This is a genomic window from Gordonia sp. LMA484 (assembly GCF_058129505.1).
Window position 1 is genome coordinate 688,194 of sequence record NZ_CM176700.1, and the last position, 19,941, is coordinate 708,134.

The 19,941-nt window shown below is 66.4% G+C and carries 17 protein-coding genes, 4 tRNA genes and 1 pseudogene; 14 read left to right on the plus strand and 8 right to left on the minus strand.

All coding sequences use genetic code 11. From position 1 onward, the window contains the following. Positions 1-34: 34 nt before the first annotated feature. Both htpX and AC4AMJ_RS03055 read left to right on the plus strand, forming a co-directional pair. Positions 35-892, plus strand: a complete 858-nt coding sequence (htpX, locus tag AC4AMJ_RS03050; RefSeq protein ID WP_489897031.1) for a zinc metalloprotease HtpX — start codon at positions 35-37, stop codon at positions 890-892. 123 nt (positions 893-1,015) lie between these two features. Next, entirely contained in the window at positions 1,016-1,939 is a 924-nt protein-coding gene (locus tag AC4AMJ_RS03055; RefSeq protein ID WP_489917214.1) for a phosphodiesterase, read from the plus strand. 16 nt (positions 1,940-1,955) lie between these two features. On the opposite strand, the gene AC4AMJ_RS03060 is transcribed toward AC4AMJ_RS03055, so the two are convergent. Both AC4AMJ_RS03060 and AC4AMJ_RS03065 read right to left on the minus strand, forming a co-directional pair. Beyond that, positions 1,956-3,374: a stealth family protein gene (locus tag AC4AMJ_RS03060; protein WP_489918359.1), complete on the minus strand. Its 1,419-nt coding sequence runs from the start codon at positions 3,372-3,374 to the stop codon at positions 1,956-1,958. A gap of 257 nt (positions 3,375-3,631) precedes the next feature. Next, entirely contained in the window at positions 3,632-4,561 is a 930-nt protein-coding gene (locus AC4AMJ_RS03065; protein WP_489917215.1) for an oxidoreductase, read from the minus strand. Positions 4,562-4,658: 97 nt separating this feature from the next. Between AC4AMJ_RS03065 and AC4AMJ_RS03070 the strand changes: the two genes are divergently transcribed. After that, on the plus strand, positions 4,659-5,321 hold the full coding sequence (locus tag AC4AMJ_RS03070; RefSeq protein ID WP_489917216.1) for a hypothetical protein: 663 nt from the start codon (positions 4,659-4,661) through the stop codon (positions 5,319-5,321). 252 nt (positions 5,322-5,573) lie between these two features. Here the strand turns inward: AC4AMJ_RS03070 and AC4AMJ_RS03075 are convergent, their stop codons facing one another. After that, positions 5,574-6,065, minus strand: coding sequence for a YajQ family cyclic di-GMP-binding protein (locus tag AC4AMJ_RS03075; RefSeq protein WP_489897027.1), 492 nt, complete (start codon positions 6,063-6,065; stop codon positions 5,574-5,576). 152 nt (positions 6,066-6,217) lie between these two features. On the opposite strand from AC4AMJ_RS03075, the gene AC4AMJ_RS03080 reads away from it, so the two are divergent. From AC4AMJ_RS03080 to AC4AMJ_RS03105, 6 genes are all read left to right on the plus strand, one after another. After that, a tRNA-Tyr gene (locus AC4AMJ_RS03080) sits at positions 6,218-6,298 on the plus strand. 123 nt (positions 6,299-6,421) lie between these two features. Next, positions 6,422-6,494: transfer RNA gene (locus tag AC4AMJ_RS03085), tRNA-Thr, on the plus strand. Positions 6,495-6,514: 20 nt separating this feature from the next. After that, positions 6,515-6,588, plus strand: a tRNA-Met gene (locus AC4AMJ_RS03090). An 82-nt stretch (positions 6,589-6,670) separates the two neighbouring features. Next, positions 6,671-6,838, plus strand: coding sequence for a 50S ribosomal protein L33 (gene rpmG, locus AC4AMJ_RS03095; protein ID WP_003929651.1), 168 nt, complete (start codon positions 6,671-6,673; stop codon positions 6,836-6,838). A gap of 167 nt (positions 6,839-7,005) precedes the next feature. Then, entirely contained in the window at positions 7,006-8,088 is a 1,083-nt protein-coding gene (locus AC4AMJ_RS03100) for a fused (3R)-hydroxyacyl-ACP dehydratase subunits HadA/HadB (protein WP_489897026.1), read from the plus strand. 39 nt (positions 8,089-8,127) lie between these two features. Continuing rightward, a complete protein-coding gene (locus AC4AMJ_RS03105; RefSeq protein ID WP_489917217.1) occupies positions 8,128-9,840 on the plus strand; it encodes a right-handed parallel beta-helix repeat-containing protein in 1,713 nt (570 codons plus the stop codon). Here AC4AMJ_RS03105 and AC4AMJ_RS03110 read toward each other — a convergent pair. The 4 genes from AC4AMJ_RS03110 to AC4AMJ_RS03125 form a co-directional block, all read right to left on the minus strand. Next, positions 9,776-11,416: a glycosyltransferase family 2 protein gene (locus tag AC4AMJ_RS03110; RefSeq protein WP_489918360.1), complete on the minus strand. Its 1,641-nt coding sequence runs from the start codon at positions 11,414-11,416 to the stop codon at positions 9,776-9,778. The genes AC4AMJ_RS03105 and AC4AMJ_RS03110 overlap by 65 nt on opposite strands. Positions 11,417-11,615: 199 nt before the next feature. Then, the gene (locus AC4AMJ_RS03115; protein WP_489917218.1) at positions 11,616-12,563 is read right to left on the minus strand and encodes a UDP-glucuronic acid decarboxylase family protein; all 948 of its coding nucleotides are present in this window, start codon (positions 12,561-12,563) and stop codon (positions 11,616-11,618) included. 103 nt (positions 12,564-12,666) lie between these two features. Beyond that, a complete protein-coding gene (locus tag AC4AMJ_RS03120; RefSeq protein ID WP_489917219.1) occupies positions 12,667-13,974 on the minus strand; it encodes a UDP-glucose dehydrogenase family protein in 1,308 nt (435 codons plus the stop codon). A 175-nt stretch (positions 13,975-14,149) separates the two neighbouring features. Beyond that, positions 14,150-14,728 carry a TetR/AcrR family transcriptional regulator gene (locus AC4AMJ_RS03125; RefSeq protein WP_489917220.1) on the minus strand — a complete coding sequence of 193 codons (579 nt, stop codon included), beginning with the start codon at positions 14,726-14,728 and terminating at the stop codon, positions 14,150-14,152. A gap of 88 nt (positions 14,729-14,816) precedes the next feature. Here AC4AMJ_RS03125 and AC4AMJ_RS03130 point away from each other — a divergent pair, with 88 nt between their 5' ends. Continuing rightward, positions 14,817-15,845: an ABC transporter permease gene (locus AC4AMJ_RS03130; RefSeq protein WP_489917221.1), complete on the plus strand. Its 1,029-nt coding sequence runs from the start codon at positions 14,817-14,819 to the stop codon at positions 15,843-15,845. A gap of 93 nt (positions 15,846-15,938) precedes the next feature. Here the strand turns inward: AC4AMJ_RS03130 and AC4AMJ_RS03135 are convergent. After that, a pseudogene (locus AC4AMJ_RS03135) lies at positions 15,939-16,769 on the minus strand (DMT family transporter); the annotation flags it as partial. On the opposite strand from AC4AMJ_RS03135, the gene AC4AMJ_RS03140 reads away from it, so the two are divergent. From AC4AMJ_RS03140 to nusG, 4 genes are all read left to right on the plus strand, one after another. Continuing rightward, the gene (locus AC4AMJ_RS03140) at positions 16,768-18,189 is read left to right on the plus strand and encodes an aminotransferase-like domain-containing protein (protein ID WP_489917222.1); all 1,422 of its coding nucleotides are present in this window, start codon (positions 16,768-16,770) and stop codon (positions 18,187-18,189) included. The pseudogene AC4AMJ_RS03135 and the gene AC4AMJ_RS03140 overlap by 2 nt on opposite strands. Positions 18,190-18,380: 191 nt before the next feature. Then, positions 18,381-18,453, plus strand: a tRNA-Trp gene (locus AC4AMJ_RS03145). A 39-nt stretch (positions 18,454-18,492) separates the two neighbouring features. Then, the gene (secE, locus tag AC4AMJ_RS03150; RefSeq protein ID WP_489897022.1) at positions 18,493-18,942 is read left to right on the plus strand and encodes a preprotein translocase subunit SecE; all 450 of its coding nucleotides are present in this window, start codon (positions 18,493-18,495) and stop codon (positions 18,940-18,942) included. Positions 18,943-19,009: 67 nt separating this feature from the next. Further along, positions 19,010-19,864: a transcription termination/antitermination protein NusG gene (gene nusG / locus AC4AMJ_RS03155; RefSeq protein WP_489917223.1), complete on the plus strand. Its 855-nt coding sequence runs from the start codon at positions 19,010-19,012 to the stop codon at positions 19,862-19,864. The last annotated feature ends 77 nt before the right edge of the window (positions 19,865-19,941 follow it).

A 19,941-nucleotide genomic window follows, 5' to 3' on the forward strand; every position in this document is an offset into this window, starting at 1 on the left:
GGACGCCGGGGGCACGCTCGAGAACGAGGAACAGATGCATTTCAACGGCCTGAAGACGGCAGCCCTGATGGGGTTGATGTCGGCGATCATCGTCGGCATCGGTGCGCTCTTCCGGAGCCCGACGATCCTGCTTTTCGCGGTGATCATCGCCATCGGCACCAACGCCTACGTCTACTTCAACTCCGCCAAACTGGCCCTGCGGTCGATGCATGCGCAGCCGGTGACCGAGGTCGAGGCGCCCGTGCTGTACCGCATCGTGCGCGAGCTGGCGACGACGGCGCGCCAGCCGATGCCCGCGCTCTACATCAGCCCCACCGAGTCGCCGAACGCGTTCGCGACCGGCCGCAACCCGAAGAACGCCGCCGTCTGCTGCACCGCGGGGATCATGCGGCTGCTCGACGAACGCGAGTTGCGGGCTGTGCTCGGCCACGAGCTGTCGCACGTCTACAACCGCGACATCCTGATCTCGTCCATCGCCGGCGCGATGGCGTCGATCATCACCGGCCTCGCGAACTTCGCATTCTTCTTCGGCGGCAACCGCAACGGCAACGGCCCCGGGCTGCTCGGCGTGCTGCTGATCACCTTCCTCGGGCCGCTGGCCGCCACCGTCATCAAGATGTCGGTGTCGCGGTCGCGGGAGTATCAGGCCGATGAGTCCGGCGCCGAGCTCAGCGGCGATCCGCTGGCGCTGGCGTCGGCGTTGGCGAAGATCAGCGGCGGTATCGACCGAGCACCGCTGCCGGAAGACCCGAAGATCGAGGCCCAGTCACACCTGATGATCGCGAACCCGTTCCGCGGCGGCGCGGTCGCCAAGATGTTCTCCACCCACCCGCCGACCGCCGACCGCATCGCGCGGCTGCAGGAGATGGCCAGGCGGTCGGGGAGGGGTTGACGCTGCCTGCGACCCGCACGGACCGGCTGTTCTGACCGCCGGGCCCACGACGCGTCTAGGCTTGACCCCATGCGGGTGCCCGGTCGGGCCCCTGCACCATCGGGCGGCGGAAGCAGGAGACCGATGACCAACGGGGTTTCACCCGGCATCCGGATGTCGGAGTACCCGCATCCGTCGCATTTGATCCTCCACCTGAGTGACACGCATCTGCTCGGCGATGCCGGTCCGCTCTACGGTGCGGTCGACAGCGAGGTGACGCTGCGCCAGATCCTCGCCGAGGTCGAGGCGTCACACGTGCGACCCAACGCCCTGCTGTTCACCGGTGACCTGGCCGATCAGGGAGAGGCGGCCGCCTACCGGAAGTTGCGGTCGATCGTCGATTCTGTTGCCGATTCCATTGGTGCGCAGGTCATCTGGGCCATCGGGAATCATGACGATCGTGCGCGGTTCCGGGCCGAGCTGCTCGGCGAGGCTCCGTCGGTGGCGCCGGTTGACCATGTCTATGACGTCGACGGTCTGCGCATCATCACCCTCGACACCTCCGTGCCGGGCCTTCATCATGGCGAGATCACCGACGAACAACTGGAATGGCTGGCGGCCGAACTGCTGGTTCGGGCACCACACGGCACCATCCTGGCCATGCACCATCCCCCGGTGCCGTGCGTCCTCGACCTCGCGGTCTTGGTGGAACTGCGCGACCAGCATCGGCTGGCCGACGTTCTCCGAGGCAGTGACGTCCGGTCCATCCTCGCCGGTCACCTGCATTACTCGACGACCGCGATGTTTGCCGGCATCCCGGTCTCGGTTGCCTCGGCCACCTGCTACACACAGGATCTCACCGGTCCGGCAGGCGCGTTGCGTGGCCGCAACGGCGCCCAGGGCTTCAATCTGGTGCACGTCTATCCGGAAACCATCGTGCACTCGGTGGCTCCCGTGGGCGACTACGACACGGTGGGCGAGTATGTGACCTCGGCGGAGACCGAGCGACGGCTGAACGAGGCCGGAGTCCGCATACCGGGCCCCGAGACGACAGCTGTCCGACGGTGACCCCCCGCGCGATGACTCAGGCAGCTTCCCAGGGCGCCGGGATCGGGAAATAGTTCTGCAAGAACTGGGTGACCTTGGCGGCGCGCACCTCCAGATCGACGGTGGGAGTGCTGCCGTCGTTGAGGCAGAAGAAGTCCATGGACCGCTTCTTGAGCAGCGAATCCATCTGCCGAAAGCCGGATTTCATCGTGGTGTCCACGTACTTCACCTTGGCCGAGCGCTGCACCACCGCGCGGCCACTCATGAGTGCGTAGTAGTGATAGAGCGAGTTGGTGACCGAGATGTTGGTCTCGGCCCGAAAGGTGCTGGCCGCGGTGGCGGCGAACTCGGCGGGAAACTTTCCCTCCATCTCCGCCATCACGCTCCTTCGCAGGGGCGTTGCCGCGTGCTCGAGATGGCGGGTGGTCACCAGGCCGAACCGGTCGCTGAGCAGCCCTCGGTTCACTCGCGCCGAGTTCTCGAAACCACTGCGTTGACCGTGGTTGGAGCCCAGTCCGATCCGGATGGGAGCCTCGATGAACATGCTCACCCCGCCCGGGGAGAAGAACATCTGCGGGCCCACCGAACGACCGAAGAACATGTCGTCGTTGGAGTACAGGAAGTGTTCGGCGAGACCGGGGATGCGGTGCAGCTGCGACTCGACGGCCTGCGAATTGTGCGTCGGTAGCACAGACGGGTCTGCGAAGAACTCCTCGCTGCGCACGAACGTCACGCGTGGATCATCGGACAGCCATGCGGGCCTTGGTGAGTCGGTCGCGACGAAGATCCGGCGGATCCACGGTGCATACATGTGCACGCTGCGCAGTGCGTACCGCAACTCGTCGATCTGGCGGAACCGGGCTTCGGAATCGTCGCCCTCGCCCACCACGTAACTCTGCATCCTCTTGGCGCGCTGGGCCTGCCATTCCTTCGACGACCCGTCCACCCAGGAGAACACCAGGTCGATGTCGAACGTGATATCGGAGGCCTGGTGGGCGAACATCTTGTCGAACGTCGGCCACGTGCGGCCGAATCTCTCGACCTCACCGCGTACCGCCTCGCGCGACGACACGGTTCGCCGTGTCAACGAATTCGCCACCGGCAGAAGGAGATCGTCGCCGTCGGTCGCCCAGAGCTCGATCTGCACCCCGGTCGCCGCGCCATACCTCATGCCGCTGGCCAGGTGGACGCGCGGGCGGAACAGTCGGAACACCCGCGCTTTGCGATGCGTCGACAACGTGCCGTCGGCGACCAGGGCGAGTCGACCGTGCTTGTCACCAACCGTTTTGGCGTAGAAGGGATGTCCCGCGCATGCCGCGGCCAACGCGGATCGAAGCTGCTTGCGCTGCGCCCAATCGATCGCCAGCACCGGACGTTCGTCGTTCCCGCGAACCAGCAGATACGAGATCCCGGCGGTGTCGAGGGCGTCCCGAAGAAACAAAAGATCCTCGACCATCGCCTCGTGCGGCGTGGTGCCGGTGTTGATCAACGCGAGACGGCCGTTGAACCGGACCACATCGGGATCGCGTTCGGTGGGTGCCGACGAACGCGCGGTGGCGCCGAGGGACTCCTGCTCCGGGTTTGCGAAGTAGACATCGATCGGGGCGGGAGATTGTGTGATGGGTGGCCTTCCGGTTGCTCGCCGCAACCGCGACAGGTCCAGTGTAGTCCCAGGTCAGCGACGGCCTGCCGAACCGTCGCCGACACTGCCGCCTAATCGTCGGCAGGCGCGAGGTCACCGAGCACGGCGAGGTCGTCGGCGCTGAGCCGAATGCTGCCCGCTGCGATGTTCTGCTCCAGGTGGGCCGGGTTGCCGGTGCCCGGGATGGCCAGCACATGCGGCCCGCGGTGCAGCGTCCATGCCAGCCGAATCTGTGCCGGCGTAGCGCCGTGTGCGTCGGCGACCGCCCTGATCTGGGCCTCGCCCGTGTCGTCCGGACCGTCCGGGGAGGCGCCGGTGGCGGTCGCGACGGCGAAGAACGGCACGAATGCGATGCCCTCGCGACCGCAAAGTTCGAGCAGGTCGTCGTCGCCGCGATCGGTCAGTCCGTATCGGTTCTGCACACTGACGACCGGGGTGATGGTCAGCGCCTCGGCGAGCTGGTCGGCGGTGATGTTGGAGATGCCGATGGTGCGCAGCAGACCCGCATCGCGCAGTTCGGTGAGCGCACCGAGGTGATCGGCGATCGATCCGGGTGCCTTGTCCATGCTCGTTCCCCAGCGCAGGTTGACGACGTCGAGTTGGTCGATGCCGAGCTGACGGATGTTCTCCTCGACCTGACCGCGGAGCTGATCGGGACGTGCCATGTCCTCGAACTCGCCGTAGCGGGACCGGCTCGGCCCGACCTTGGTGCTCAGCACCAGGTCGTCGGGGTAGGGCGCAAGTGCAGTGCTGATCAACTCGTTGGACGACCGCACGGACGTGAAGTAGAAGGCTGCGGTGTCGATGTGATTCACGCCGAGCTCGACGGCGCGGCGCAGGACGGCGATGGCGTCATCGCGGCTGCGGGGCGGTTCCCAGGGCATGCCGCCCAGGCGCATGGCGCCCAGCCCGATGCGGTTCACGGTGACGTCGCCGAGCTGCCAGGTGCCTGCGGCGTCGGCGGTGGGGATGGTTCCGGTGATGGCTGAATCTGTGGTCATGTCAGCCATCATGGTGTCGCACAGAACGTGCTCGCCGGTTCTGGCAACAACCTGCCAACCGGGCGCCGCGACGTCGGTCGGGCGCACAATTGAACCCATGCACAGCACCGACGCCGTCACCGTCGTGCGTGGCGAAGAGGAACTGTTCGCTCGCACCGCCCATCTGTTCGCGAGCGCCGGCGAGGTGTCGTGCGCCGCGAACGACCTGTGGACCTTCGCGTGGGCCCACGGCACCGGTGACCTCGCGGACACCGAATCCGCGCAACCGCACCGGACCGACCAACGAGTCCGCAAGATCTATCGGGCGGCAACATTGCTCGACCCGGTGGCCGCCCACGAGTTGGCCAAGCGCCGGGATCAGTTCGGCGCGGAGATACGCGTCACCACCGACGAGATCAACGAGACGATCATCGTCGACCGACGGCTGGTGATCCTGGCCGGCAACCGCGATGCCGGCCGACGCAGCTACAGCGTGATCACCCAGCCTGACACCGTGGCCGGCGTGTCGTCGCTGTTCGAGGTCGCGTGGCGGTCGGCGACTGACCTCGCCTCCTTCGACGCGAGCATCGCCGACGTTCGTCGGCTAGCTCCACAGGTGCTCGACCTGCTCAGCCAAGGTGTCAAGGACGAGACAGCCGCGCGCAGTCTCGGCCTCGGCGTACGCACCTATCGGCGACGTGTCGCCGAGCTGATGTCGGCGCTCGGCGCACAGTCGAGGTTCCAGGCCGGGATGCGGGCACGGGAGATCGGCATCGTGTGATGCGTCGTGCGGCGGGGGATCGCGATACGCGGCCTCGGCTGGCGCCTCGGTCGTTACTCGATCAGCGGTTGGGGTGAGTGTTTCGCTGGTCGAGTAGGACCGAGCCGCTGGGCGAGGGGCGTATCGAGACCGGGTGGGGTGATCTCGATACGCGGCCTCGGCTGGCGCCTCGGTCGCTACTCGATCAGCGGTTAGTGGCGGCCTCGGCTGGCGCCTCGGTCGCTACTCGATCAGCGGTTGGGGCCTCGGTCGCTACCGGTAGTTCACGAACTGCAGCGCGATCCCGAAGTCCTCACCCTTGAGCAGCGCGATCACGGCCTGCAGGTCGTCACGCTTCTTGCTGGACACGCGCAGTTCTTCGCCCTGGATCTGCGCCTTGACGCCCTTGGGGCCCTCGTCGCGGATCTTCTTCGAGATCTTCTTGGCGTGCTCGGAGTCGATGCCCTCGACGATCTTGCCGGTGATCTTGAAGGTCTTGCCGGACGCGGCGGGCTCGCCGGCGTCGAACGCCTTGAGCGAGATGTCGCGGCGGATCAACTTCTCCTTGAAGACCTCGAGACCGGCCTGCACACGCTCCTCGGCGTCGGAGGTGATCACGATGACCTCCTCGCCGGACCACTCGATGCCGGTGTTGGTGCCACGGAAGTCGTAGCGCTGGGACAGCTCTTTGGCGGCCTGGTTGAGGGCGTTGTCGACCTCTTGGCGGTCGACCTTGCTCACCACGTCGAACGATGAATCAGCCATGACGACACCCTAGCGCCTCACCGATTGGCGGTCGGCGACGGCCCACGGTCAAACTGCCCCATCTACCAGCGGGTTTGCACTGGCATGGGATGTTCGTTGTATTCTTCACGGCGTTGTTCATGCGGTCGGGAGCCCGGCCGGAGGAACGGCACGGCAGGTTGCCCGAGCGGCCAAAGGGAGCGGACTGTAAATCCGTCGCGCAAGCTACATAGGTTCGAATCCTATACCTGCCACGACGTGGTCTCACGCTGACTCATCGGCGCTCGCCACCGGTCGCGACCAGCGATTTGGTGAGCGCCTAGGTTGGTGTGTAATCTCGTTAAGGCTCTCGAGCCGGGTACGCCCGGAGCGGGCACGCCCCCTTAGCTCAGTCGGCAGAGCGTTTCCATGGTAAGGAAAAGGTCGACGGTTCGATTCCGTCAGGGGGCTCGCTGGACCCCAGTCCACATGGCGGTGTAGCTCAGCTGGTTAGAGCGCACGACTCATAATCGTGAGGTCGAGGGATCGAGTCCCTCCACCGCTACACATCGGTGCCGACCAGCTCGGACCCGAACACGCAAAGGGCTGCCGAGCCCGCCCACGTACCACCGAAAGAAGGCAACGAAGTGGCCTCCTCAACAGATGTTCGCCCCAAGATCACCTTGGCGTGCGAGGTGTGCAAGCACCGTAACTACATCACCAAGAAGAACCGTCGCAACGATCCCGATCGTCTCGAGATCAAGAAGTTCTGCCCGAACTGCGGCAAGCATCAGGCGCACAAGGAATCGCGCTGACACAGCATCCTGCGGGATGAACGACATGTGGGCTGCCTCTTGATCCAAGAGGTGGCCCGCAGCCGTAGGTAGGGTGAACCGGTCGTTGTTGACCGGGCCCCGGTCCACGGCCCCGAACGAGAACGCAGCCATCGGGGAAATTGGCTGAAGTGAAGGAGCGGCGTCCGATGTCAGTGACCGAAACCGAGATCCAGGAGCGGATCGACGCCTTGAAGAACGGTGACAAACTGACTCCGGCGGAGATCGCTGCCCACACCACGCAGATGGTGGGCTTCAACTACACCGTCGACGACTACTACGAGGTCGGCCGCGAAGAGATCCGCAAGCACGCACGCGCCGTCCAGGATGACCACCCGGTCCACTGGAACGAGGCCGCTGCGCTCGAGATGGGTCACGACACCCTGATCGCCGCGCCCACCTTCGTCTCGGTCCTCGGCATCATCGCCCAGCGTCGACTCTTCGAGGACGTCGTCACCGGCTACGACCTGTGGCAGATCATGCAGACCGATCAGCGCCTGGTGTTCCACCAGCCGATCAAGGTCGGCGATCAGCTCATCTGCGACGTCTCGCTGGACTCGTTCCGTCAGATGGCCGGCACCGACGTGATGGTGACCAAGAACATCATCTGGAACCAGTACGACGAACCGGTGATGACCACCTGGACCAGCCTCGTGGCCCGCCCGGCCGTGGAAGCCGATCCCGAGGTCATCGACAAGCTCGAGCACGTGATGATGAAGGTCGACCGTGAGGCGGTCATGCCGAAGACCGTGCACGGGCCGTTCGACCGCTACTCGGACCCCGACCCGTCCGTGGCCCCCAAGCCGTACTCGGCGATCAATTTCGACGATCTGAGCGTCGGTCAGGAACTTCCTCCGGTCACCAAGACGCTGACCCGCGGCAACCTGGTCAACTATGCGGGTGTCGCCGGCGACCCCAACCCGATCCACTTCTCCGATGAGGTCGCCAAGGTGATCGGCTTGGAGACCGTCGTCGCGCACGGCATGCAGTCCATGGGGCTCGGCGCCAGCTTCGTCAGCAGCTTCGTCGGCGACCCGGCCGCGATCTTCGAATACAACGTGCGGTTCACCAGCCCGGTCTATGTCCCGGCCGAGGGCTACGCCCAGGTCGACTTCACCGGCAAGATCAAGTCGCTCGACCCGGAGACCCGTCGCGGTGTCATCGCGATCATCGGCAAGCAGGGTGACCGCAAGATCTTCGGACGCGCCCAGGCGCACGTCCAGTTCAACTGAGGTCTCGCGGGCGCGACGGTACCGTCCACGAGAATCGTCATGGCAGAGTCGCGAAGCCATGCCCGTGTCGCGGCATGGACGGTCGCGTTCGCGGTGGTGGTCCTCGCCGTCGGCGCGGGTGGTGTGTTCGCGCTTCGCGACGTCGACGTCAGACCGAATGGCCGCGCCTTCTTCGTCAGCCCGACCGGGGATGACCGCAACGACGGGCGCTCACCGGATCGGGCATGGCGCTCCCTGGACAAGGTCGGAGCGCAGCAGCTACGCCCTGGCGACGAGGTGCTGCTCGCCGGCGGGAGCCGGTTCACGTCTCCGCTTCACCTCGGCGCCGACGATGCCGGAGACCCGGCGGCGCCGGTGATCGTCGGTTCCTACGGGACCGGACGCGCGGTGATCGCCGCGGACAGTGCCGTCGTCGTCCACAACACGGCGGGCGTGGTGATTCGCGACATCGATGCTGTCGGCCCCGGCCATTCGACCACCGCCTCGGGGATCTCGGTCTATTCCGATCGCGCGATCGGTCCGCGGCTCTCTGGGATCACGATCGAGGATGTCGACGTCGCCGGATTCAGTACCGGGATCGCGATCGGAACCTCCGGTCCTGCGGGCTACTCGGACGTGTCGATCCGCGACTCCAGCGTGCACGACAACATCAGAGCAGGTCTGCTCACCTACGGGCCGCACTTCGATCCTGATGTGCCTGCCTACGCCAATGCGCGGGTTGTGGTGAGTGGTGTCCGCGCCTGGGACAACCTGGGCGACCCGGATGCTGCGGTGAACAGTGGCAGCGGCATCGTTCTGGGCAGTGTCGACGAGGGACGCATCGTCGGGTCCACGGCGTTCGGGAACGGTGCCCGTTCGCGGGCGCGGGAGGGCCCGATCGGCATCTGGGCCTATGACTCGACGCGTATCACGATCGAACGAAACCTCTCGTACGACAATCGCACCGAGCATGCCGACGGTGGTGGGTTCGGTCTCGACCAGAACACGTCACACTCGGTGGTTCAGTACAACCTCTCGTATGGCAATTCGGGTCCGGGTGTTCTCCTATTCGCGCAATCGGCCGCCCGCCGCAACGTCGACAACACCGTGCGCTTCAACATCAGCACCGACGACGGTCGTTTCGGCGGTTACCACGGCGGACTGAGTGTCATCGGCCGGGGTGCCGCTGCGGTGGTCGGTGCGCGGGTGTATCACAACACTGTGGTCGTTCGCAGTGGCGCAGTTCGGCCCGCCATCATGATCCGTGGGGCCGTGCAGCGCGCTGTTGTCGCCAACAACGTGTTCGATGCCCGTGGCGACAACCGCGCTGTGGTGGGCATCGCAGTCCCGGGCGGCGCCGTCACCTTTCGAGAGAACAGTTACTCCGCCACGACGGACCCACTCGTCGAGTGGAACGGAGAAGACTACTCGTCTGCGCGGGGCGGCTTCGCCAAGCGAGTGAAAGGCACTCGTGGCGACATCGGAACGGTTGCGACCACGCAACAACTGACCGATCCCAAGGTTCCGGCCCTCACCGATGCCCGGCAATTGCCCGCGGTGAATGGCTTCGAACCCCGGCCCGAGTCGGCACTGTCGGGCGCCGGGGCCCGACCTGAAACGCTCGGCATCGGAGAAAACGGAGGACGGGACTTCTTCGGTACCGCTCTCCGTTCGCCACCGGATATCGGAGCGGTCCAGGGCCCACCGGTCACCAGCCCCACGCGGACGCGAGCTGGCCGGGATAGTTCACCCACGCCAGCACCAGCGGGATGATTGTGACGAGCGATATCAGCACCGGTAACGCTGCCGAGCGGATCACGTGCGCCGGTTTGGCATCAGCGGCGACGGCGGATTCATATGCGTGGAGGATGGGTACGGCGACCGCGGCGAGTGCATAGGTCGACGCACCCAACAGACAGAGCCCGATGTAGCCGACCTGATCGGTGGTGCGCATCCCGACGATCGCGGATGCGGTGAGAATGACGACGATCACGAGGAACGGCGAGATCAGTCGGATGGGCAGCGGTGCTGTCTCGCTGGCGCCCTTGGGCGTCACCTTGAAATCGACGGGCCGGGGCACCAGCGCCTGTACAAGCGCGGCGAACAAGCCGAGGGCGTTGAACGGCCACTTCGTCACCACGAACAACCATTGTTCCCAGCTCACCAGCGGTGCGTCGGCCGGTCGCAGCAGTTTGCGCACTTGGAGGACTCCCGCAAGCGCGAGTATCAAGCCGCCCATCGCAAACCAGAACGCCAGGAACACCAGGTAGTTCACCCGGGCGAAGGCGACCCCCGTCGATGCCGCCACCGCGATCAGTCCCAAGCCGCCCGCCGTGGTCATGACGAGCAGCGGATAGAACGACAGCGATGACACGAATCGCCACCGAAGTCGCCATGGCAGTCGGCCCAATGTCCGCGGAACCAGAGTGAACAGCACCGTCGACAGGCTGCGCGTCCACTGGAACTCTTGCGTGACCATGGCCGCGAACGACGACGGACCTTCTCCGCGCGCGGGTGCGTCGATCGCGAATGCGCCTACCCACCCCGCCACATTGAACAGGTAGGACGTGGTGAAGTCTTCGGCCAATTCGGGCCCGAGACCGCCGATCTCGGCCAAGGCGGCAGTGCGCACCGCATAGTGCGACCCGATGGCCACGGGTGCGAGCCCGACATTGTGGCCCAGCTGGTGCGGCCCGTGGAATGTCGCCTCGTGATACAAACGCCCCCGCACCGCCCATGATGCGTCCGCGTTCGTCGCGCAGACGCTGGGTGCGGCGACATAACCGATCGCCGGGTCCGCGAAAGCGCGGACCATCTCGGCGAGGTAGGCCGGCGACGGAACATGGTCGCAGTCCAGCTGAGCGACGACGTCGTAATCGTCGTAGCCGACCACATCGTAGAAGTAGGTGAGGTTCCCCTCCTTGCACCGTCGGCGACGTGGCCATGTCGCGCGGTGATACCCGTCGATGCCTTCGCGCGAGCACACGCCGACGCCGTGCCGGGCACACCACTGCAGTGTCTGCTCGTCGGGTGCCTCATCGCACAGCCAGACGTCGTAGGCGTGGGGAAAATCCTGAGCGAGCATCGCCGTCAAGGTCGATCGGGCGACCGGCCACGGCTCCGACGGTGCTTTGGTCACCACGAACGCGACACGGAGATCCGGCACCACCAATCGTGGTGACAGTCTGCGCAATCGGTTGGTCGCAACGAGAAAATACAGCGGCAGCGTCGTCACGTACGCCAGCAGGATCGAGTTCACCACGAATGCGGCCGGGTTGATCCAGTGCTCCGGGCGAAGCCACCAGATCCAAAAGCACGCCAAGGTCACGAGCCAGAAGACGCTGAGCATAGCCACCGCGAATCGGGCACGTCCCGAGATCGCCCATACGAAAGAAGACGGTCGCGGATGGCGACTGGGGGGAACGCCGCCTGCGAAAACCGGACCCGAGGGCAGAGCACGCACCACCATGCCTCGAGAGCGCCAGCGCAGATATCCCTCGAGTTCCTCCGTGGAGGACACCGACGAGGGGGCCGGTTTCATCGACGCCTCACCGCTGTCCGTCCGGGGACATGTTCGTGCGGCTCCACTCGACGGTCCGGGTCAGGCCCGCTTTCACGGAGATCTTCGGCGCCCATCCGAGCTCCAGGCGGGCGAGCGAGATGTCCGGACAACGCCGCACCGGATCGTCCGCCGGTAGCGGTCGCCGTTCGAGGGCCGATGGGGACCGGGTGATCGCCTTGACCAGATCTGCGATCTGCCGAACCGTCATCTCCTCCGGGTTACCCAGATTGATCGGCCCGGGCACATCGGCGTCGAGCATCGCGATCAGCCCGCGCACCAGATCGTCGACGTAGCACAGGCTGCGTGTCTGTCCACCATCGCCGAACACGGTCAGGGGTTGCCCACGCAGAGCCTGCTCGATGAAGGTGGTGACCACGCGGCCGTCGTCCGGTCGCATCCCTGGTCCGTAGGTGTTGAAGATCCGCACGATGCCGGTGTTGACTCCCTCCGCCTCGCGATAGGCCATCGTGAGCGCTTCCGCGTAGCGCTTGGCCTCGTCGTAGACACTGCGCGGCCCGATCGGATTCACGTTTCCCGCGTACGACTCGGGCTGTGGATGAACGAGGGGGTCGCCATAGACCTCGCTTGTCGACGTGAACACGAATCGGGCGCGGTTGCGCCGCGCGAAGTCCAGCATCTGCCGGGTGCCCTCGGCGCCGGTCGTCAACGTGAAGGTTCGCAGTTGTCGATAGATCGGTGGGGACGCAGGACTCGCGAGATGTGCGACGCAGTCGAACGCGCCCGGCAGAAGCAGCGGTTGTCGAACGTCATGCCGGTGAAAGTGGAACGCGGCTGAGCCGGTCAGGCCCGCGACGCTGGCGTAAAGACCGGTCGACAGGTCGTCGACGCAGACGACTTCGTCGCCTCTGTCGATCAGCGCCGAACACAAGTGGGAGCCGAGAAAGCCGGCACCCCCGGTCACCAGGACACGCACCGCGGGACCTCCGTCCGAATCGCCCCGTCGCTCGGTTGACGCGATGTCCGGCACACGCCGGGACGCGGGGTTCTGAAGGTTGTACTCATTCGTGTTGGGGCCTTCATCGACGGCCGAGCCCACGGTAGGTCCAACCTGCCGATCGCCACTCCGATGGCACCAGGCAGTTGCGGCCGTCGATCACGATTCGCGTCGCCACCAGGGCGGAGAGGTCTTCGGGTCGAAGCGACCGGAATTGCTCCCAGTCGGTCAAGACCAGGACGATGTGCGCGTCGTCGCACGCTTCGCGGACGCCTGCGACGAAGTCGAGACCGCGGGCGACTCTGGACGCCGCCGCGTTTGCCACAGGGTCGTACACCCGAACGTCTGCGCCCTGCGAGTGCAGCCCGGCCGCAACGTCGAGTGCAGGTGAGTCGCGGACATCATCGGAGCCCGGTTTGAATGCCGCACCAAGCACCGCGACCCGCGTTTCCGCCAAGGTGCCGCACAGCTCACGTGTCAGCTCGATGACGTGGCGGCGGCGGTCCAGGTTGATCGTGTCAATCACCTCGATGAGGTTCACCAAGTTGTCGGCACCGACCTCTGCGGACCTCGCGCTGAGCGCGCGGATGTCCTTGGGTAGACAACCACCGCCGAAACCGAGGCCGGCGTCGAGGAACGCTCGTCCGATCCGGCGATCGAGCCCCAGTGCGTCGGCGAGTGTCGTCACGTCCGCGCCGGCCGCGTCGCACATCTCGGCCACCGCATTGATGTACGAGATCTTCATGGCGAGGAAGGTGTTGGCGGTGGACTTGGACAGCTCCGCTGTCGCGTAATCGGTGACGAGCAATCGGGTCCCCGCGCTGAGGGTCTCGGAGAACATCGCGCGGGTCGCGGCCTCGGCGCGTGTCTCGTATCCGTTCACCCCGAGGACGATGCGGTCGGGTGCCAGGGAATCCGCCACGGCCTGCCCTTCGCGGAGGAACTCGGGACACCACCCCAGCTCGACGTCTGCGGTCGAGTCCGACCGGAGACGATCGGCGAGATTGGCCGCGGTGCCGACCGGTACAGTCGACCGGCCGATCACGACACTGGGGCGAACGAGCAACGGTGCCAACCGCCCGATCGCGTCATGCACGGCCGCGAGATCTGCATGACCGGCGACGCCCTGTGGTGTCCCGACACAGACGAGGTGAATGTCGGCGAACGCCGCGGCGTCGGCGTAGCTGGTGGTGTGCTTGAGGTGACCGGAGCTCAGTCCGTCGGCCAGCAGCCGACGCAGATCCGGTTCGTGGAAGGGGAGCCGCCCCTCCTCGAGTGCGGCGACGCGCTCATGGTCGGTGTCGACGCCGAGTACCTCGTGGCCGAGATGCGCGAGGCACGCAGCCTGTGTTGTACCGAGGTAGCCCAGACCCATGACAGCAATACGCACTCCGCCGGCCCCCCAATTCGTCGAATTATCAGCGCAGCCGCCGACCCCTGTTCGGCAGCGCCGCGTCGCTGTTCCGGCAGTCAACGACGCGGCATTTCGGTTATTGATGTTGTAACAAGGTAGTTCGGCAGGCCATCAGGCGCATCTGGATTCACACCGAGATGGTTTTTCGGGTTCAATCCTGAGCGCTGTACGACCTGATCAGCGGTACCGCCACGGCGTCGACGATCTCGTCGATCGTGTCGGGCGTCAGACTCGCGTTGATCAGGAACTCGTAGCGCGCGAGGTCGAACGGCAGCGCCCGCACCCGTTCGGGTAGCTCGCCGTGACCGATCTCCCCACGGCTACGCGCCCGCGCGACCACCTCGTCGGTCAGCGCCGTGCCCTTGCTCTGCAGGATCGCCAGTGTGCGCGCTTCCGGTTCGTCGGCGGCGTCGGCGAGGATACCGAGGGCCGATGGACGTGTGGTCGCCTCGAGTCGTTCCAGCACTCGTCTGAGAGTCGCGCGCAGATCTCCACTCAACGAACCGGTGTCGACGCTGCTGATGGCGCTGCCACTCACGCTGACGATCGCCGCAGTGACCATCTGTAACCGGGTCGACCAGCGTCGGTAGAGCACCGGTTTGCTGGTTCCTGCGCGGCGCGCGACACCCTCGAACGTCAGTCCGTGGTACCCGACCTCCTCGAGCTCGGCCAGCACGGCATCGAAGATCGCGCTGTCGAGTTCTGCGCCGCGTCGCCGGCTTCCCGCCACCTCACACCCCAAGAAACGTTGCGTATCTAATGGATCGAGACTAGCATCACTCCTTAAGAAACGTTCCGTATCTTAAGGAGTGGTGACGGTGACCGTCAGTGCTGAGACCCGACGTGCGATCGCGATCGTCGTCGGCTTGACCGTGGGCCTCTCGGCCTTGCTGCTCGCTTTCGTGCTGCCTGGCGTGAATGCCAAGCCCAATCACCTACCGCTCGGCGTGGTCGCACCGTCGGCGGTCGTCGAGCAGGTCGCGTCCGGCCTCGAGCGGTCCCACCCGGGTGGCTTCGACGTGACGTCGGTGCCCGACGAGGCGACCGCGCGGGCCCAGATCGAGGACCGCACGGTCGACGGCGCGCTGGTGATCGACGGCGACTCGATGACGACGCTCGTCGCCACGGCGGGGAGCCCGGCGGTGGCGACGCTGATCGAACAGATCGGTGACGGGATCGCGTCGTCGCACGACATGACCAGCACCGTGGACGACGTCCGGGCATTCGGAACCGGCGATCCGCGGGGGATCGGCCTGGCCGCCGGCGCGTTGCCGCTCGCGCTGGGCGGGTGGATCGGTGCACTGGTGATCATGATGCTGATCCGCACGCCGGGGCGGATGATCCCGACCGTTGTCGCGTTCTCGGTTGTCGGCTCGCTCGGCCTCATCACCATGTTGCGCTTCGTGGTCGGAACCTTCGACGACCGTTTCTGGTTTGCCGCCCTCGCCGGGATGCTGGGGATTCTGGCGACGGCATTCGGTGTGATCGGGTTACGTTCGCTGTTCGGCGGTGCGGGTTTGGGTATCGCGGCGCTCGCGCTGATCGTGTTCGGCAACCCGCTGTCGGGGCTGAGTACCGCTCCCGACCTGTTGCCGTCGCCGTGGGGCACGATCGGCCAGCTGTTGCCACCGGGAGCCACCGGGACGTTGCTGCGGAACACCGTCTTCTTCGGTGGTCACGACATCGTGATGCCCGTGGTGGTGCTGGCCTGCTGGCTGGTGGTGGGCCTGCTGCTCTACGGCGTGGCGCTTCGTCGACACACCGACATCAGTGCCGACGACGAACTCATCGACGAAGCGGTGGGCATCGATCCGCCGTCGCAGCAAACCGGTGTCGCGCACCGGTGAACCGGCGGAGTCGGCGACCACGACCCGGCTGCGTACGGTGAACGCCGCACACGCGATGACGGCGAGCCCGCCGACCGCCAGTGACCACGTGAGATCCTCGCCGAGGAACGCCACGGCCCACAGCACGGTCAACACCGGCTGGATCAGCTGGACCTGACTCACCGTGGTCATCGGGCCGATCGCCAGCCCGCGGTACCAGGCGAAGAAGCCGAGGAACATGCTCACCGCCGACAGGTAGCCGAACGCTGCCCATTCTCCGGGCGTGGCGTGCGGCAGCTGCCCGCCGCTGACGCTGAGCGTGCCGATGAGCATGACCGGCAGGGCGAGCAGGAGGGCCCAGCAGATGGTCTGCCACGCACCGAACTCGCGGGCGAGCACACCGCCCTGGGCGTAACCGATCGCCGCGAGCAGGACTGCGCCGAGGAGATGCAGGTCGCCGATGCGGGGCATCTCGAGTGCGCCATGTCCGAGAACGGTGAACGCCAGCGTCGCGACGGCGCCGAACGCCGCGCCGACCCAGAACCGGCGGGTCGGACGTTCACGGGTGGCGCTGACCGCCACCACCGCGGTGGCGGCGGGGAGCAGGCCGATCACGACGGCGGAGTGACCGGCCGACGTCTCGCGCAAGGCCAGCGAGGTGAGGATGGGGAACCCGGCCACGACGCCGAGCGAGACGGGGACGAGCCGAACCCACTGTCGCGGGGTCGGCACTGGCACCCGGCCGAGCAGGAGCGCGATCACGGCCAGCCCGGCGGCGACGACGGCGCGGCCGCAGCCGATGAAGAGCGGGTCGAAACCGTCGACGGCAACCCGGGTGAACGGCACCGTGAACGAGAACGCCGCGACACCGAGGAACCCCCACGCCACGCCATGATGCGATAGCGCAGGCCGACGGCCGGCGATAGCGCTACTATGATTACTCATGTTTGACGATAGCAGTGAGCGGATCGCTCGTCATCTGCGTTCGCTCGCCGCGGCGTCCGAGCCGGGTGGAAAACTGCCGTCGACGCGGACGCTGGCGGCACAATTCGGTGCCGGGCCGGTGACCGTGCAGCGGGCGCTGGCGCGGCTCGTCGCCGAAGGGGTCGTCGAAACACGCTCGGGGTCAGGAACTTTCGTCCGGCCGAGGGTGCCCGGACTGATGTCCGGTGACATCGCCTGGCAGACGGCGGCGCTGGGGCCGGAACGAGCTGGGCCGTCGCCGATCGGTTCCAGCATGCGACAGGTGCCGCACGACACCATCGCCATGCACAGCGGCTATCCCGACGTCGAGCTGCTACCCATCCGGGAGGTGCGCAACGCGTTCGCACGCGTCACCCGTGGCGCCGGCAGTGGCCCGAATCGCGACGCGGTGTTCGTCCGCCCGCCCACCGCGGGCCTCCCCGAGCTGCGGCGGTGGTTCATCGACGAACTCGGCGCCGACGGACTGCGGGAGACCGACGCGGTCATCGCCTCCGGCGGGCAGGCGGCACTCGCCGCGACCTTTCGCGCGCTGGCATCACCGGGAGACCCGATCGTGATGGAGTCGCCCACCTATTGGGGTGCGATCGCGGCCGCGCGTCAGGCGGGGCTCGTGATCGTGCCGGTGCCGCGCACGGACGGGGCGCCGAGTTCCGCCGACCTCGACGAAGCGTTCGCGTCGTCGGGGGCGCGGCTCTGCTACACCCAGCCGACGTTCGCCAACCCCACCGGCGACGTCTGGAGCCCCGCACAACGCGACGAGGTGCTCGCCGTGGTCGCCGCCCACCGGGCCTTCATCGTCGAGGACGACTGGGCGCACGACTTCGCGATGGAGGCGCAACCGCGACCACTGATCTGTTCGGACACCGACGGTCACGTGATCTACATCCGGTCGCTGACCAAGAGCCTGTCGCTGACCGTGCGGGTGGCGGCGCTGATCGCCCGCGGGCCCGCTCGCTCGCGGATCGAGAACGCGCTGACCGTGTCGGATCTGTACGTGGCCCCGGTCCTCCAGGCCGTGGCGCTCGACGTGGTGTCGAGACCGGCGTGGCGCACCCACCTGCAACGACTCCGGCGCGCGCTGCAGTTTCGCCGGGATGCGCTGCTCGCGGCCATCGCAGGTGGAGCGCCGATGATCGACGTCGTCCAGCGGCCGGCCGGAGGCCTGAACCTGTGGGCGGCGCTGCCCGCGTACGGCCGCGACGGCACGCCTACCGATCCGGATGTCGTGGCGGCGCGTACGTTGGCTGGTGGTCTGTCGATCTCGCCGGGCGGGGAGTGGTTCCCGACCGAGCCGACCGGCCCGTTCATCCGGCTCAACTACGGTGCGGCGCCACCCGAGCGGTACCCGGAGGCGGTGGAGATCCTGGCCCGGGCGTTGTAGACCACCCGTCGAGGCGGGTGACCGAACCCGTTTTGGGTTCAACGACCCCGGTGCTCTACACTGAAGTGTCTGGTTTGACTTGACACTTGCGCGCTGCCCGTAGGGTAGCGCGTTGGTTTTGTGGGGAGCTTTCCTCAGGGTCGGACCAGATGGCAGCTGTAGCGTGGCGTCAAGCCACGGAACAGTCGCAAAGGGGCGTAGCTCAACTGGCAGAGCAGCGGTCTCCAAAACCGCAGGTTGCAGGTTCAAGTCCTGTCGCCCCTGCCCTGGTGAAGGGCACACGTTGACGAGAGGACCTCGAAAGTGAGCAAGCGAGATCGAGCTGCCCGCGCCAAAGGCGCCGCGGACGACACCGCCACCGATTCGGTGGAGGGGCTCGAAAGTCGCGACGACGTCGAGGAGACCGGTTCGGAGTCGTCTGAGCTCCGTCCGTCGGGCAAGCGCTCGTCGCGCCGCCGGTCGTCGGCGGGTGCCTCCACCACCGACAGCGGCGCGGAATCCGACAGCGGTTCCGCGGTCGCCGTAAAGGAACGCAAGAAGAAGGCCGACGCAGGTCAGAGTCGCAATCCGTTCGCACGGATCTGGCTCTTCCTGCAGCAGGTCGTCGCCGAACTGAAGAAGGTCATCTGGCCCACCCGCCGGGAGATGATCACGTACACGATCGTCGTGCTGGTCTTCGTGGTCATCATGACCGCCTTCATCTCCGGTCTCGACGTGGCCTTCGCCAAGCTGGTCCTCTGGATGTTCGGCTGAGCACTCCCGCGTGAGTGGGAGTGGCCGGACCCCGGAGACCGGAACCGACAGAGGAGCGTGGGCTGCAGTGAGCACCCCGGAGAACGAGTTCGAATCGACCGAGGTCGATACGACGATCGGCGCTGCCGTCGACACCGATGATCCCGGTGTCGAGGCGCAGGTCGAGGCTGCCGAGGACGACGAGGCAGCCGTCGAGGGTGGCGAGGCCGCGGTCGAGGAAGCCGAGGCCATCGAGGACGCGGTTGCCGACGAGGTCGAGGTGGCCGATGAGGTTGCCGCCGAGGAGGCCCCCGCCGAGGACGTCGACCCGGTCGAGGAACTGCGCAAGCAGCTTCGCCGCGCGCCCGGCGACTGGTATGTCATCCACAGCTACGCCGGGTACGAGAACAAGGTGAAGGCCAACCTCGAGACCCGTGTGCAGAACCTCGACGTCGGCGACTACATCTTCCAGGTCGAGGTCCCGACCGAAGAGGTCACCGAGATCAAGAACGGTCAGCCGAAGAAGGTCAACCGCAAGGTGCTCCCCGGCTACATCCTGGTCCGGATGGACCTCAACGACGAGTCGTGGGGCGCAGTGCGCAACACCCCGGGTGTCACCGGGTTCGTCGGTATGACCTCCAAGCCGTCGCCGCTGTCGCTCAACGAAGTGCTGCAGTTCCTCATGCCGCGGGTGGAAGCCAAGAAGCCCGCCGCCAAGGCCGGTGCCGAAGGCGTCGAGGCCGCTGCCGCCGCAGCGACCGCGGTCATCGAGGTCGACTTCGAGGTCGGCGAGTCGGTCACCGTCATGGACGGCCCGTTCGCGACGTTGCCCGCCTCGATCAGCGAGGTCAACGCCGAGCAGCGCAAGGTCAAGGTGTTGGTGTCGATCTTCGGTCGTGAGACTCCGGTCGAGCTCGGCTTCAACCAGGTCGAGAAGATCTAGAACAGACCAACCCGGTCCCTGAGGAGCCCGCGACGTACGAGCGAGCGTCACGAAGGCCGACCAACAGAAACTTTCAC